This window comes from Anabaena sp. WFMT (assembly GCF_051781005.1).
In the GTDB taxonomy this organism is placed as follows: domain Bacteria; phylum Cyanobacteriota; class Cyanobacteriia; order Cyanobacteriales; family Nostocaceae; genus Anabaena.
In genome coordinates this window covers 120239-133999 of record NZ_JBPWOA010000002.1, presented here as the reverse complement: position 1 = coordinate 133999, position 13761 = coordinate 120239, and the positions used below count along the sequence as shown (strand labels likewise).

Sequence of the window (13761 nt, the reverse complement as noted above, 5' to 3'; positions counted from 1 at the left end):
TACATGAAACCATTCCCCATAGCCCGCTAAATAACTGATTTAATTGCCTCTTCTTGACCTACTAAAGACAAATATGGTTCCTGTAAATACTGTTTCGCCGCTGTCATCGCTAACTTAGCACTGACTTTGTTAATCATTTCGGCAAATTCCTGGTCAAATGCTATTCCTAAGCCGAGAATTTCATACCAGCCATATATTTGAGCAATTTGTCCGTTAGTTTGCTTACCCAATGCATACTGACCGAGTATTTTATTTTTAGCTGTTTGCAGTGCATCTGCGGATAGTTCATTAGTGCAGAGTAGTTCTACTTCTTGGCGTAGTCCTTGGAGGGCAACACCAGTATTTTCAGGTGCAGTCCCCATATAAACGATAAATGAGGCTGGAAATAGGCGTGTGGAGTAAATGGCAGAGACTTCGTAGGCTAAACCCCGCTTTTCCCGTAATTCTACAAACAAGCGGCTAGAAAGACCATTTCCCAAGTAGGTAGACAGCAATTTGAGGGCGGCATATCCTGGGGCGCTCACTGATGGCCCCATATAACCTAACATGACGATTGATTGCTGTGTATTTAAGGGTTTGAGGCAAGATTTTGGTGTGACAGAAATGCCAGGTAAGTCCAGTATATGGCGTGGTTGCGCTGGAGGCTGCCAATCACCAAAGACTGCTGTGACTAACTCTAAAGCTTCTGAGGGTGTAATCCGTCCAGCAATACTAATTACCACATTATCTGGACGAAAGTGAGTTTGGTGAAACTGTACCAAGTCTGCACGGGTGATACTATTGAGAGTTGTTTCATGTCCTAAAACCGACATGGAATATGGATGCTCTTGGTACATTGCTTGCCGTATTTGCTCAAAAGCGAGGCTAAAAGGTTGTTCTTTTTGAGAGCGAATATCTTGTAATGCTAACCGGCGTTCTAGTTCGACTTGGGTTTCGGGAAATGTGGGCGATCGCAATAACAACCCCGATAATGCTAAAATTTCGGCAAAATCCGCACTCACCGTTTTTAACGATAGTAAAAAATAATCCGTACCCGCATCTGTACTTAAACTTGCCCCTACAGACTCGACTTTTTCGGCAATTTCTAAACTAGATAAACCATCACAACCCTTGGTCATCACCGCTGATAGCAAATGTGCTAACCCAGATTGCTCTCTGCTTTCGTAACAACTACCAGCACGCACAAAAATTCGTCCGGCAATAATATCCGCAGCTTGATTTTCTGCCACCAAGACAACAATGCCGTTGGGTAATACGGTGCGATGGATAGAGGAGTTAGAATTATTTATAGTTTGCATTCTTTAGTCAAAAGGTTGATGGTTAATGGTCAATAATCAAAAGTCACAAGCTTTTAACTCATGACTAAGTGATTAATGACTAATAGGGTTTAATAACAGTAACTGCGTAATTCTGTAGTGAAAGGTACTGCCGTGCTAATTGTTGTAGTTCTTGAGCATCAAAGGACTGAATTGCCTGAGGATAAGTAACGGCTAATTCAGCTTTGGCAATGGTATTGTAATAACCATAGAGTGAAGAAAGCTGATTAGGCGCTTCTGTAGAAAAAGCATATTCATTACACAATGATCTACAGGTGCGGTTAACTTCTTGTTCACTAATACCTATAGTTTGCAAGTCATGCAAATGGTTACAAATTAAAGACTCCACGCGTTCCAAATATTCAGGCTCTAACCAAGCAGTAATTGTAAATAAACTTGATTCCCTTTGCAGAGAAAAATTACTGCAAATTGCCTGTACCAATTGCTTTTCTTCCCGTAAATCATGAACTAAGCGGGAAGTTCTTCCTTCTGCCAGTAACACCGAAAGAAATTCTAAACCATGATTTGTCCGGAGTTGTTCTACCCCAGGTGCTATCCACGCCATCATTAACCTAGCTTGCTCTAGCCTTGGTAAAATCAACTCTTGACGGCGAATTCCTGTAATTACTGGTTGTATTATTTTCTGAGATGGGGGACAATTAGAGCCACCACTAAAATCTGAAAAGTTGCGATTTACAAGTTCCCAAGCTGGTTCTTGAGCAATTCCCCCCACAATTACCACCGTCATATTTTCCGGTTGGTAGTGAGAACGATGAAAACAGCGCATTGCTTCTGGTGAATGCTGCATCAGTTCTTGCTCAGTACCTAACACAGAACGTCCATAAGGATGGTCTTGATAGACGTTTTTGAGCAGCGATTCAAATCCTATCCAATCAGGGTCATCAGCACAAGAGCGAATTTCCTCTAGAACTACATCCCGTTCGCGAACAAATTCATTGTCGGGAATGGCCGCATTTAGTAGGAGTTCGCCTAAGTGTGGTAAGGTGTCTGCTAAGTAAGAGGTAGCTGTGGTCAGAGAGTAATGAGCATAATCATGACTTGTCGCCGCATTACTCACACCACCCATCTTTTCGATGTTATAATCAAACTCCCCAGGAGGTAAGGTGGCTGTACCTTTAAAAATCATGTGTTCTAAAAAGTGAGCCATTCCGAACCAAGGTTCAGGCTCTAAAGTAGCTCCAGCACGAACCCAAACATCAGACACCACTACAGGGGTAGTAGGAATCTCCTGATGAATAAAAGTCAAACCATTGTCTAGGTGAAGAACCGAGGCTGGAAACACTGTTTTAGTTAGGTATTTTGTCAATTTTTTGTAGCTTCAACCACAATTTAGCCCAATTTTGCCATCTTAACTCTGAATTTTACTCCAATTAGAATCAAATTATACAGATTTTTGGCCTCAATAAAATAAATAACTTGATAAATTGTAGGATTTACACACTGTACAAATTGAGCGTAATATGTATTAACGAAATTGGGTTATTTCAGGCTTTTGGCATAGCATAATTAGTAGAGTGCCTTAGATATCTAAAGTCTGTTAATTTTTGCCAAATTATTGAGTCTGACGTGGTTGGTGAGCTTGCCGAACCACACCCTACAAGACGACACAACGCATACACCATTTTTGGTGGATTCTGTCAATGCGTAAGTCCTAATTTCTAGAAATCGCATCATCAAATCTAGCTAAACCTCGTCCAAGTTGAGAATTAGAGTTTTTCAAAAGGGAACAGGGAAGAGTATAGGATTTGGGAATAAAACCCGATTAAGAAAAAACTATGGGTTTCAAAGTAGACGCGGTTTAATACTAAGTTTTGAAATAATTAAAACTCCCAGGTTGTTGCAACTTGGGAGCTAAAATTTTTGAGTTCACCGCAACGCCGTCTTGCCTAAGTTTATGACCTGGTTAAACCAGGGGGGAACGGCTGTTTCTCGTTTAAAGTTTCCGGGTACAAGCCCGGTATACTGCCACAAGAACTCTTTTGCTCCCTTTTCTTTAAAGACATAGATCAAAAAACTTGGGGGCAGTCACCAACGTCGTAGTGCAACTAGTTCATTATAACTTTCAAAATCAGTTTGTGTGTTGAATATTCAAAAGTTGGAGAAAATTTTTATTGCGGATACCAGATAGATTCTATGGTATTGATGATAGCCTTGATGGCATCTGGGTTTTGCTGCTCTAGCAAAACGGTGATATGTCCCAGTTTACGTCCTGGACGAGATGCAGTTTTCCCGTACCAGTGCAGGTAAGCTTGGGGAATATTTGCTAGTTTTTGGCGTTGGTTTTGATAGTCGCTGTGTGAATTTTCATACCCTAGCAAGTTAACCATAACTGCACCAGCACAATTTAAAGCTGGATGAACCAAAGGTAAACCACAAACGGCTCTTAGGTGTTGTTCAAATTGGGAAATTTTACAAGCATCTAAGGAAAAATGCCCAGAATTATGGGTACGGGGGGCAATTTCATTTACTAGTATTTTGCCTTTAGCGGTGATAAATAGCTCTATGCCAAAGATGCCTACAGCTTGTAGGTTATTTAATAGTGTATGAGCGATCGCTTGAATTTCTGATTCTTGTTGGGGTGTAATATCCGCTGGTGCAATTACCCGACGACAAACCTGTTGTTCTTGTTGGGTTTCTACAACCGGATAGGTGACAATTTCCCCATGCACAGAACGTGCCGCAATTATAGCTAATTCTCTGGTAAAGGGAACAAATTCTTCTACTAAAAACTGTGTATTATTTTGACTTACTACTGTTGACAAAGCAGCTAAATCATGAATAATAAAAGTCCCTTGACCATCATAACCATGTCGTCTAGCTTTGAGAACAATGGGAAAACTCAAATATTCTTTTTTAGCTTGAATATCTTCTGGCTTTTCTAAAGCGAAAAACTGGGGAACAGGTAAACCTAAATCCCGTAAATAGCAACGTTGCTCATATTTATCTAATAGCGGAGATAAAGCTGCTAATCTGGGACGGAAACAAACACCTTGTTTCTCTAAAAAAGATAAAGCATTTAAATTAACAAACTCATTCTCAAAGGTGATCACATCACATTTTGCAGCTAAAATTTCCGTAGCTGCGGCATCATCAACTGCGGCAAAAACGGCTTCTTGAGCAATAGATACAGCGGGATCATCTTGACTAGAAGTTTGTATGACTAATTCTACTCCCAGCTTCTTTGCTGCATCTCCCATCATCCAGGCAAGTTGTCCGCCACCAATTATACCAACACGTTGCATCAGCATCCTAAAGAATCACGAGTTTCGACACCAGTCTGGGAATTTACACCACTGGCTTTTTGACATAGCTCTTTAATTTGCGCTCTATCCAAAATTGCATTTGTGAAATCTGCACCTGCAATATTGACATCAGTAAAAATGGAACGCAGTAAAAGAGTTTCTAATAAAATGGCATCACTTAAATCAGCCCCGTTTAATTTTACCTGATCAACCATTGCATTTGTTAAATTGGCTCCATGTAAATTTGCTTGAGTCATAACTGAAGCGCTTAACACTGCTCCCCGTAAATCAGCATCTGTAAAATTAGCCATTTCTAAATTAGCGTTAGAAAACTCCGCAGCTTGCAAACTTTGTCCCGAAAAATCGTGTCTTCCTAACTCTGCATTACTAAATGATAGGGGGTGAGTCCAATCTACTGCTAGTGCGGGAAATGGTACACACCATATAATAATTCCTAAAAGTAATACTAATCCTTGCCGCAAATACATATTTAATCACCCACAAGTGTGTTTAACGTATTTCAGCTTACCTCATTCTGTTGGCGTGAGCGGCTGCTTTTGCTTAAAAATTCGTAATCATCTGCTTGGTGCTTCTGCAAAATATCAGCTAAGTTCTAACTTTGGTAAACTTGACGATTTTTCAAACATCCTCTAAGCCATTATGAGCAGCAGCAACCTATTTTTAGAATTACTTAAGAATTTAGCAGTGACCCACGCATTTATTTACATTAATTTACAGAGTAAAGTTTATTATCGTTTGCTGGAAACCTTCAGTTGATGCTGTTATTCTTCTAATTAAGGGCAGCAATCTGTGAGCATGATTTATATATATGTCTCAAATGCTGAACTCAATATTTACGATTATGGAATTAGCGTTAATCTTACTAAGCATTATTTAGCTTGTCAGGAATCTTCGATAAATCTATATTCACTAACTAAACAAATTGAAACCTGGAATTATTATCCCCATGATGAATCATTACTCTATTCAATGGATCGAAGCATGGTGCATGGAAAATGGTTGGACAGATTTATTTATCGAACGTCGTGATAACTTTTGGGCGTTTCCTCCTGGGGGAGTAATGCCAGAACCAATTCCAGTTCATGTTTTGAGAGTTATTAAAGAAGAGAATGGACTCACCAATCAGGAACTATTATGGTCGATGTCCGCTGTGGTAATTAGCATTTTAGCCATTATTTATACTTTCGTTTTAAAGTGTCCCATGCCGTTAGTTTTTGCTTTCGCATTTAATGCGGTGACAGTGGCACAATTAGAATTAGAAGATGTCTAAATTATTGATTTGGACATTAGTTAAAAACTGCTCTCTCTGAATACAGATGAGGGTATTTTTGTATTTATGATTTTCTACATCCAGTGAAAAATAAGCTCATGTTTTAGCCTCCCATTGTCCAACCGAGAAATTGAGCAATTTGTTCAGAGAGGAAGATGGGATTAAAAGGTTTCGTAATCGTTCCCACCACATCTAAATCTAGCAACCGAATATGTTGAGTTAAACTAATACTGCCAGTCACTAAAACTACTGGTAAAGACTGTACCTCTGGACTTTTTCTCAGCTCCTTTAAAAAGGTTAAACTATCCATTCCCGGCATGATCCCATCGAGAATAATGGCATCTGGCTTTTCAGCCATGACTTTAATTAATGCTTCGTATCCTGAACTGGCTATCATGACATCCCACCCACCGATGTCTTGCAAAGAATACTGCATTAACGTCAGAATATCAAGATTATCATCAATCACCAAAATTTTTTTCTTTGCTATTTTATGAGGATCGCAGGATTGTAAATTATTGTTCATACAGCTATTTTCACCTCAACTTTCTTTAAACTTAGACAATAATAGTGAAGAATTTTTGAAGATGGCAGAAATTTAAAGAAGGTAGCTATGCTGGAGAGAGAAAGAAATCAAGAAAGGTTTTTCAGCTTTTGGCACTGGATAGTTATTTTCGCCATACTGCACTAGTTTTGATCAAACTTCCCACGCAAATAGATCAGCTACTTGATTCACAAGATTCATGGGATTAAAGGGCTTAACGAGTATACCCAAAATTCCTAACTGAGAAAATAGCTGCCTATCTTCAGATTGCACTTTTGCTGTCAAAAATACAACTGGAATATGTTGAGTAATAACATTGGCTTGCAGTTTTTTTAATGTTTCAATTCCACTCATTTGGGGCATAGAAACATCTAAAAGAATACCATCTATTTTTTCAGTTTCAGCTAATTTTAATCCTTCTTGACCTGAACTAGCAAGCAAAACTTCCCAGCCAGCAATGTCTTCTAAGCAACTCTGAATTACAATTTGAATTGTATTTTCATCATCGACTACCAGGACTCGTTTTTTAGGCATAAATTCCCAATTTTACTAATTTTTACTTGTTTGTTACTAAAGGCAATGTAAAGAAAAATGTACTGCCTTGACCTAATCCGCTTTCTGCCCAAATTTGTCCCCCATGTTGGTGTATGATGCGCTGGCAAATTGCTAGTCCCAGACCCGTACCACCTTTTTCTCGTGCATTGGAAGCATCAACTTGTTGAAACCAACCAAATATACTCTCTAATTTATCTGTAGGAATTCCCTGTCCTTGGTCTTGTACCTGAAACAAAATATAAGGTGGTGTGAGGGAGTTGAAAACAGAAAGATTACCAAAATGAGAAGATATTTTTGCTTCAGTTTCTTTGCTATCAATTAATGTATTACTTACTAAAATAGATGTATGAGGTGAAGAAAACTTGATAGCATTGCTCAACAGATTTGTTAAAGTCTGAATAATGGCATCAGAGTTAGCCCAAACTTCCATAGGTAAAGCTTTGATATTAAGAGTGATGTGCTGTTTTTCTGCTTCTACCTGCATTGTATCTGCCGAATATGTAATTAATTGAGCCGCATCACAGGCTTGTTTGATTAGTGTTGTATGACCAGATTCTAACTTTTCTAGTACTAATATATCATTAACTAACCTGACTAAACGCTCTGTTTGAGAGTTAGCAATATCAAGCATCTGGTTACGTTTGTCTGGGTTTTTGTCATAGACCTTACCTGCTAATAGTCCCAAAGAACCATGTATTGCTGTTAATGGTGTTCGCAATTCATGACTGACAATAGAAATAAAATCTCGTTTCATTTTTTCAACTGCGCGAATTTCTGTTATATCTTCTACAGTGCCAATATAACCACTTAATTTCACACCGTTTATCAACATAGGAGCAAGCTGAACTCGTGCATAACAAGTTTTACCATTTTTGTGTAAATAACAAATTTCTTGATTAAAATCTTTTTGCGTATATGTTAACATTTTTAACCATTGATTATACAAATCATTTTCATGTTCTGCATGAATAATTTCTAACCAATTTTTTCCTATGACTTCTGCCATCGTCACTTCAAAAATATTTTCATAGCAGGGATTAATATAAGTGTATTTGCCCTGATTATCAGTTAAAAATACGCCAATAGGTAAACATTCACTAAGAGAACGAAACTTACTTTCACTGTCTTGCAAAGCTTGTTTTCTTTGCTTTTGTTGGGTGATATCATTATTAATTTCCAGGATTTTAATCTGTTTTCTACACTCGTCTTTTTGTAGCACCCAACGACTAGCTACATTCACAAGAATACCATTTTTATCAATGTGAATTAACTCACCTTCCCAATATCCATTATTTATTAATTGGGCGTGAATTTCTGAGATAGGAATGGGAAATTGAGTTTGCAAAAGTACGTGAGCTACTTTTCCTATAGCTTCGGCTTTTGTCCAGCCATACATCTGCTCTCCTCCATTGTTCCAAAAGGTAATTACCGAGTTTAAATCTTGGGTCAAAATCGTATCGTGAGCTAGATCTAAAAGTTGTGATTGTTCCCAGAGAATTTCTTGATTTTGTTCTAATTTATCTAGGGTAAGAGACAGATTTTTATTGAGGTTAGTAAGTTCAGCAGTCCTTTCGGCAACGCGAATTTCTAATTCCAACTTAGCTTGGTGCAATTCTGCTTCCTGGCGTTTACGCTCTGTAATATCTGTAAGATTAATAATTGCTCCAGTGATTTCCCCCATTGAGTTTAACAAGGGACAAGCATTCAGTAGTAAATCAAAATATTCACCATCATTCCGTTGATAATAAACCTCTACTCCCCGATAACTCTTTCCTTGTAAAACTGTATTAATAGAAAAACGATTTTCTATGATTATTTCTGCACTTACTGGATTTATATTTATATCTAATTTAGAGTAAAATAATGATAACAAATCATCAAAGTTTTCAAAAGGATAATTATTACCACATAAATTATTAAAAACTTGACTAGTGCGAATAATTTTTCCTAGTTTGCTACAAACAGCTATGGAATCGCCTGCTTGTTCTAAAATTGATCTAGCAAACTTTTCTGAAGCTATAACTTCTTCATTCTGTTTTTTTTCTGTTAAATCAGTAACAATAATAGAATTAATGTAGTGATTATCTATTTTGAACTTATTAGTAGCTAAATAAACAGGTAGTTGATGTTTATTACTATCGAGTAGTGATAACTCACCTATTGAAGATGATTCTTGATCTTGTTTTTTCATCAAACCTTGAAAAATATTAACATCCTGATTTAACACAAATTTGTGAAATGGAGAGCCGATAACTTTCTCTAAAGGATACTTGACTAAGTTAGCGAATGCTTTATTAGCATATAAAATCCATCCATCTGATGTAATAATAACTGCTCCCTCACACATCTCTTCAATAAGCAAACGATAGGTATAATCTCCGCTTTGCAGCGTAAATACCTGATCACCATCTGAAGTCGCAATAACAAAAGCATCTACTTCCCCTTGATGAATAGCCTGTAGTGTATCTTCAGCTATAGTTAGTTTTGCTCGTAGAGATTTAATTTCCTGGGACAGTTCTTCTGGTGAATAATTGAATTGAGTCATATTTTTATTATGAAAATACATACCTTCGTTTTCACAATGCTTGTACAGAAATCATGAATTTGTTGATTCATAATTTTAGAAAAATATTCAAACGTGATAATAGTAGAAGTATTATTTCTTCGCTAGGAGGTAAGAAAGCTTACTTGATCAGCTTTTTCAACTGGATATTTATTTTCGCTATGCTGTACTTGATTCTTAGTAGGTTTGAGGGTTTAAGTAAGGAGCAACTACTAACAAGTGACAAATTTTGTGGTAGTGATAAATCTCAGTTACGAATTATTTCAAGTTTGGTTTTGCTCTAGCACAAGATTTAAACCTAAAAGCACTTTTGATGTATTTGATAAATCACCAATTACTTTTTTGAGAGGGAGAGGTAACTCTTTTACTAATGTAGGAATAGCTACTACATTTTCTACTACAACCAACCCTGGCTGTTGATAAATATCAATTACTTCCAGGTTATACTGTCCAGGTAAATATTCTTCACATATCTGCTTGATGTTTTTTAAAGCCTTGAGTGAATGCAAATTAGCACCAGCCACGTAAAGTCGTAAACAATAAACTGCATTTTTTGTTTCTGTAATTATCTTGTTAAATTCATCACTCACATCTTCTTTTTTATTTTTATCACTTTGAGTATTCATCTGCTTGTACCTAATTTATTACTTAAAATCTGGTTGAATGTCTAAGCCTAATAACACTTTTTCTTTGTTTGATAGATCTCCTATAATTTGTTTAATAGGAGTAGGTAACTGCCGGATTAAAGTGGGAATAGCAAAAATCTGATTTTCTTTAGCTAAGTGAGGAGATAGAAGTAAATCCACTACTTCAACTTGATATTGTCCCTGAAGATTTTGTTCACAAATTTTTGTTAAATTTGTAATTGCAGCCACTGATTTTGGTGTTTGTCCAGCGACATAAAGCTTTAATCTCCAAATGATTGATTCTTCTTTTAAGTTACTAATTTGTTCCATAATATAATCTCCTGGGGTTCATGATTAGTGGAAGAAGGAAGCAGGAGGGAAGAAAGCTAGTTATTTTTACTATAGCGGTTATCGATTGAGTGAGATAGAAGAACCCCACCCCCAACACCCTCATCGCAAGCGATGAGGGGGCTATAATGTATCTCATTCACGTGCATACCGCTATATGCTGTCATAGTGCTAGAGGCTAATCTGCTTTTCGTAATTGAGATAGGGCTTGACTGCCTTGTTTTAAATTGCTTTGAAGTAAAGATTCTTGTTCAAACAGAATGTGGATTTCTTCCTTTTCTGCGGCTAATTCTGCCTGTAGTGCAGAAATTTGAGAGGAAACTAGCATTTCTTTGCTTTCCAATTCTCGTTGCTTTTGCTTTAACAATAGTTGACGTTGATTGGCTGCTAATTGTTCTTGTGCTTCTTGAATAATCCTAGCACTACCTGTTAAGACATTTTCCTGTCCTAAATAGACATCTAACAGTTGAATACCTTGTTTAGTTAGTAAAAATTCCCGGACTTGGTTAGAGTGTTCCATGCCACGAGATTTGAGAACATACAAAAGTCGGTTACGCTCACCGTTGCTTTCCTGGGTGCGTAGTTCAATCCAAGTATCCATGATGGAAGAAACTCCTATTTCAGTCTGTCCATATGGATAACCACCAGAAATTAGGTTAGTAGCTAAGAGTGTAATCTGTTGGGACTTGAGACAATCAATGAGTCGAATAAAGAAAATCTTAGTTTGATTGATAGTACCACTTAAGACAAGGTTGCTCATGGGATCAATAACCACCGTAGAGGGGTTAAATTTCTGTAAGAGGTGATTTAAATTCACTAGGTGCATTTCTAACCCATAAGTGGTGGGACGAACTGCCTGAAAATTGAGTAAACCTTGGTGTACATAAGGTTCTAAATCTAAGCCGACTGAGCGCATATTTCTGATAATTTGTTGCGGTGCTTCTTCTGATGCTAGATATAAACACCGTTCTCCTTGACGGCAAGTTTCCGCAGCAAAATAGCAAGCTAATGTACTTTTACCTGTTCCGGCTGTACCTGTAACCAGAATGCTGCTACCTTTGAAGTATCCTTTCCCAGCCAACATGGTATCTAAACGAGGAATACCAGAGGAAATTTGCTCTGTTGAAACTTGATGATCTAAACCAACGGAGGTAATGGGTAGAACGGAAATGCCATCTTCAGTAATTAAGAAGGGATATTCATTAGAACCATGTTGAGAACCTCGATATTTAATAATTTGCAGTCGTCGTGTTGATAACTCTTCATGAGTTCGTTGATCTAGTCTAATTACACAGTCGGAAACGTATTCTTCTAAACCGTGGCGTGTGAGGGTATTATCTCCCCTTTCTCCAGTAATAATTGCTGTTAAGCCTTTTTCTTTAAGCCAGCGAAATAGACGGTGTAATTCAGCGCGAACGATAGCTATGTTGCTTAATCCGACAAATAATACTTCGATGGTATCTAATACAATTCTTTTTGCACCAATTGCATCCACAATCAGAGCAATACGAATAAATAATCCTTCTAAATCATAATCTCCTGCTTCTGCAATTTCTTGTGGGTCGATGTGGATGTAGTCAATAGCTAATTTTTTTTGTTCTATCAGTTGTTCTAAATCCCACCCAAAAGAAGTAACATTTTGTAGTAGTTCTGATGGATTTTCTTCAAAACAAACAAATGCTCCTGGTTCTCCATATTCGGTAGCACCCCGGAATAAAAACTCCATACCCATTAAGGTTTTGCCGCAACCGGCAGCACCACAAATTAATGTAGGACGACCTAATGGTAATCCTCCATATGTAATTTTATCTAAGCCTTGAATGCCAGTTGGACACTTAGGGAGCAATTTTTTTTGATTTGTTATAGTTGTCTCTTGTTGAAGCATAATATCTAAATTATCTAAGAAAAACTAACTACATTTTGTTGTTATATTTGTTTCTTTTCTGCTTCGATATACAGTACTAATTCTTAATTGAGAATTTATAAAATTGCCTCTAAGTTTCATTTACCTACTAGTTAACATCCTAGCTTTAAAATATGAGGATTTTGTGAACTTAGAAAAATCATTTTTTAATCAATTGTCTAATATCAGGATAGGAAAAATAACTATCCAGTCTATGTAAAGCTTTCAGAGTTAGCGCTCATATATAAATAAATATGTAGTAATAAGTACTATTTTTTTAAACCCTAGTTAATTCCATATAAAGATACAAATACGCAATTAATCCTTGTTTTGTCATCTCAAAAATCGCAATTCATACTCTAATTCAGCAATGCCAATGATTAAATATGCATCATGTATAACTTTTGTAGAGACTTTCTATGTAATGTCTCTACATTCTTTGTCACTATAGCGGTTCTCGGTTGAGTGAGATACAAGAACCCCACCCCCAACCCCCTCCCCCTTCGGGTTCACCAGTCGCCTACGGAGGGAAACCCGCCTACAGCGCTGGTTCACCGCAAGCGATGAGGGGGCTATGATGTATTGCATTCAAATGCATACCGCTATCAATACTGCTTGGTTAAGGAAAATAGGGAGTAAAACCAAGAGAAAAGTGTTCGCGGGTGATGTACGAGAATAATTAAAATTGAGAGACTTACTTTTTCTCTTTGAGACTATCGTACAAGTCAACCCAGTTTTGTCGAAGAGAATCAATGCATGATTGTAAGTAATCTACTTGGGTTCTTCTAGATACTTGCATGACTGCATCAACGTGAGCCGGACTTCCAGCCTTGCCTAAATGCTTGTATTTAGTCAATTTGTCGGGTTGAGCGGTGGGAAAAATCGGGTGAGTAGCGTGTAACTTGTAGTACCAATAAACCCGTTGTTTACCTCGTGCTTGGTAACGGTAAACACAGCAGCCAGGAAGAATATTTCTCCATTAAGGTTAAGCTTTGTTGGCAGTCTACGAGTGATTCGCCGGGCAATTCCTGAGTTTCAGCGTCAGATAAATAATCAACTTGATATCACCACATATTATAGTTGGTTAATTGCCGAAATTTCAGATTTGGAAATTCCTTTACGAAAACATAGAAGTAATCCCAGAGTAGTCAAGAAAGCCCGCTCTAAGTTTAAGAGTAAAAAACGAAGTCATCGAAACTTTACTCCTCGACAACAACTATCTTTTCAAATTGTTAAACAGGCAAGCTAAATATATCCATTTTAAGGCTCTAATTTTCTCATTTTCAATTGTCAAATGTCTGTTAATTGTTGGTAAATTATCGAGTCTGACGTGGTTGGTGAGCTTGCCGAAC

The 13761-nt window shown here is 37.4% G+C and carries 11 protein-coding genes, 1 other RNA gene and 2 pseudogenes; 2 read left to right on the top strand and 12 right to left on the bottom strand.

Going from position 1 to position 13761, the window contains the following annotated elements; translation table 11 throughout:
- Positions 1-26: 26 nt before the first annotated feature.
- The 5 genes from ACSQ6I_RS00870 to ACSQ6I_RS00850 form a co-directional block, all read right to left on the bottom strand.
- Positions 27-1298 (bottom strand): M16 family metallopeptidase, encoded by a 1272-nt coding sequence (locus ACSQ6I_RS00870; protein WP_438888346.1) that lies wholly within the window; start codon positions 1296-1298, stop codon positions 27-29.
- A 79-nt stretch (positions 1299-1377) separates the two neighbouring features.
- Positions 1378-2619 carry a M16 family metallopeptidase gene (locus ACSQ6I_RS00865; protein ID WP_438888983.1) on the bottom strand — a complete coding sequence of 414 codons (1242 nt, stop codon included), beginning with the start codon at positions 2617-2619 and terminating at the stop codon, positions 1378-1380.
- Between the two features lie 580 nt (positions 2620-3199).
- Positions 3200-3383: non-coding RNA, 6S RNA (ssrS, locus tag ACSQ6I_RS00860), on the bottom strand.
- A 62-nt stretch (positions 3384-3445) separates the two neighbouring features.
- Positions 3446-4579, bottom strand: coding sequence for a 5-(carboxyamino)imidazole ribonucleotide synthase (locus ACSQ6I_RS00855; RefSeq protein ID WP_438888982.1), 1134 nt, complete (start codon positions 4577-4579; stop codon positions 3446-3448).
- Complete coding sequence (locus ACSQ6I_RS00850) at positions 4579-5067, bottom strand: pentapeptide repeat-containing protein (RefSeq protein ID WP_438888345.1); 489 nt, start codon at positions 5065-5067, stop codon at positions 4579-4581. The genes ACSQ6I_RS00855 and ACSQ6I_RS00850 overlap by 1 nt, the downstream gene beginning before the upstream one ends.
- A gap of 479 nt (positions 5068-5546) precedes the next feature.
- Between ACSQ6I_RS00850 and ACSQ6I_RS00845 the strand changes: the two genes are divergently transcribed.
- On the top strand, positions 5547-5870 hold the full coding sequence (locus ACSQ6I_RS00845; RefSeq protein WP_438888343.1) for a hypothetical protein: 324 nt from the start codon (positions 5547-5549) through the stop codon (positions 5868-5870).
- Positions 5871-5973: 103 nt separating this feature from the next.
- Here the strand turns inward: ACSQ6I_RS00845 and ACSQ6I_RS00840 are convergent, their stop codons facing one another.
- The 7 genes and pseudogenes from ACSQ6I_RS00840 to ACSQ6I_RS00810 all read right to left on the bottom strand — a co-directional run.
- A complete protein-coding gene (locus tag ACSQ6I_RS00840; protein WP_438888341.1) occupies positions 5974-6396 on the bottom strand; it encodes a response regulator in 423 nt (140 codons plus the stop codon).
- A gap of 171 nt (positions 6397-6567) precedes the next feature.
- Entirely contained in the window at positions 6568-6948 is a 381-nt protein-coding gene (locus tag ACSQ6I_RS00835; protein ID WP_438888340.1) for a response regulator, read from the bottom strand.
- Between the two features lie 22 nt (positions 6949-6970).
- Complete coding sequence (locus ACSQ6I_RS00830; protein WP_438888338.1) at positions 6971-9514, bottom strand: PAS domain S-box protein; 2544 nt, start codon at positions 9512-9514, stop codon at positions 6971-6973.
- A 281-nt stretch (positions 9515-9795) separates the two neighbouring features.
- On the bottom strand, positions 9796-10158 hold the full coding sequence (locus ACSQ6I_RS00825) for a circadian clock KaiB family protein (protein WP_438888337.1): 363 nt from the start codon (positions 10156-10158) through the stop codon (positions 9796-9798).
- 18 nt (positions 10159-10176) lie between these two features.
- Complete coding sequence (locus ACSQ6I_RS00820) at positions 10177-10488, bottom strand: circadian clock KaiB family protein (RefSeq protein WP_438888336.1); 312 nt, start codon at positions 10486-10488, stop codon at positions 10177-10179.
- Positions 10489-10684: 196 nt separating this feature from the next.
- Complete coding sequence (gene kaiC, locus ACSQ6I_RS00815) at positions 10685-12391, bottom strand: circadian clock protein KaiC (protein WP_438888335.1); 1707 nt, start codon at positions 12389-12391, stop codon at positions 10685-10687.
- A 712-nt stretch (positions 12392-13103) separates the two neighbouring features.
- A pseudogene (locus tag ACSQ6I_RS00810) lies at positions 13104-13373 on the bottom strand (hypothetical protein); the annotation flags it as partial.
- A 9-nt stretch (positions 13374-13382) separates the two neighbouring features.
- Here ACSQ6I_RS00810 and ACSQ6I_RS00805 point away from each other — a divergent pair.
- A pseudogene (locus tag ACSQ6I_RS00805) lies at positions 13383-13658 on the top strand (IS4 family transposase); the annotation flags it as partial.
- Positions 13659-13761: the final 103 nt, after the last annotated feature.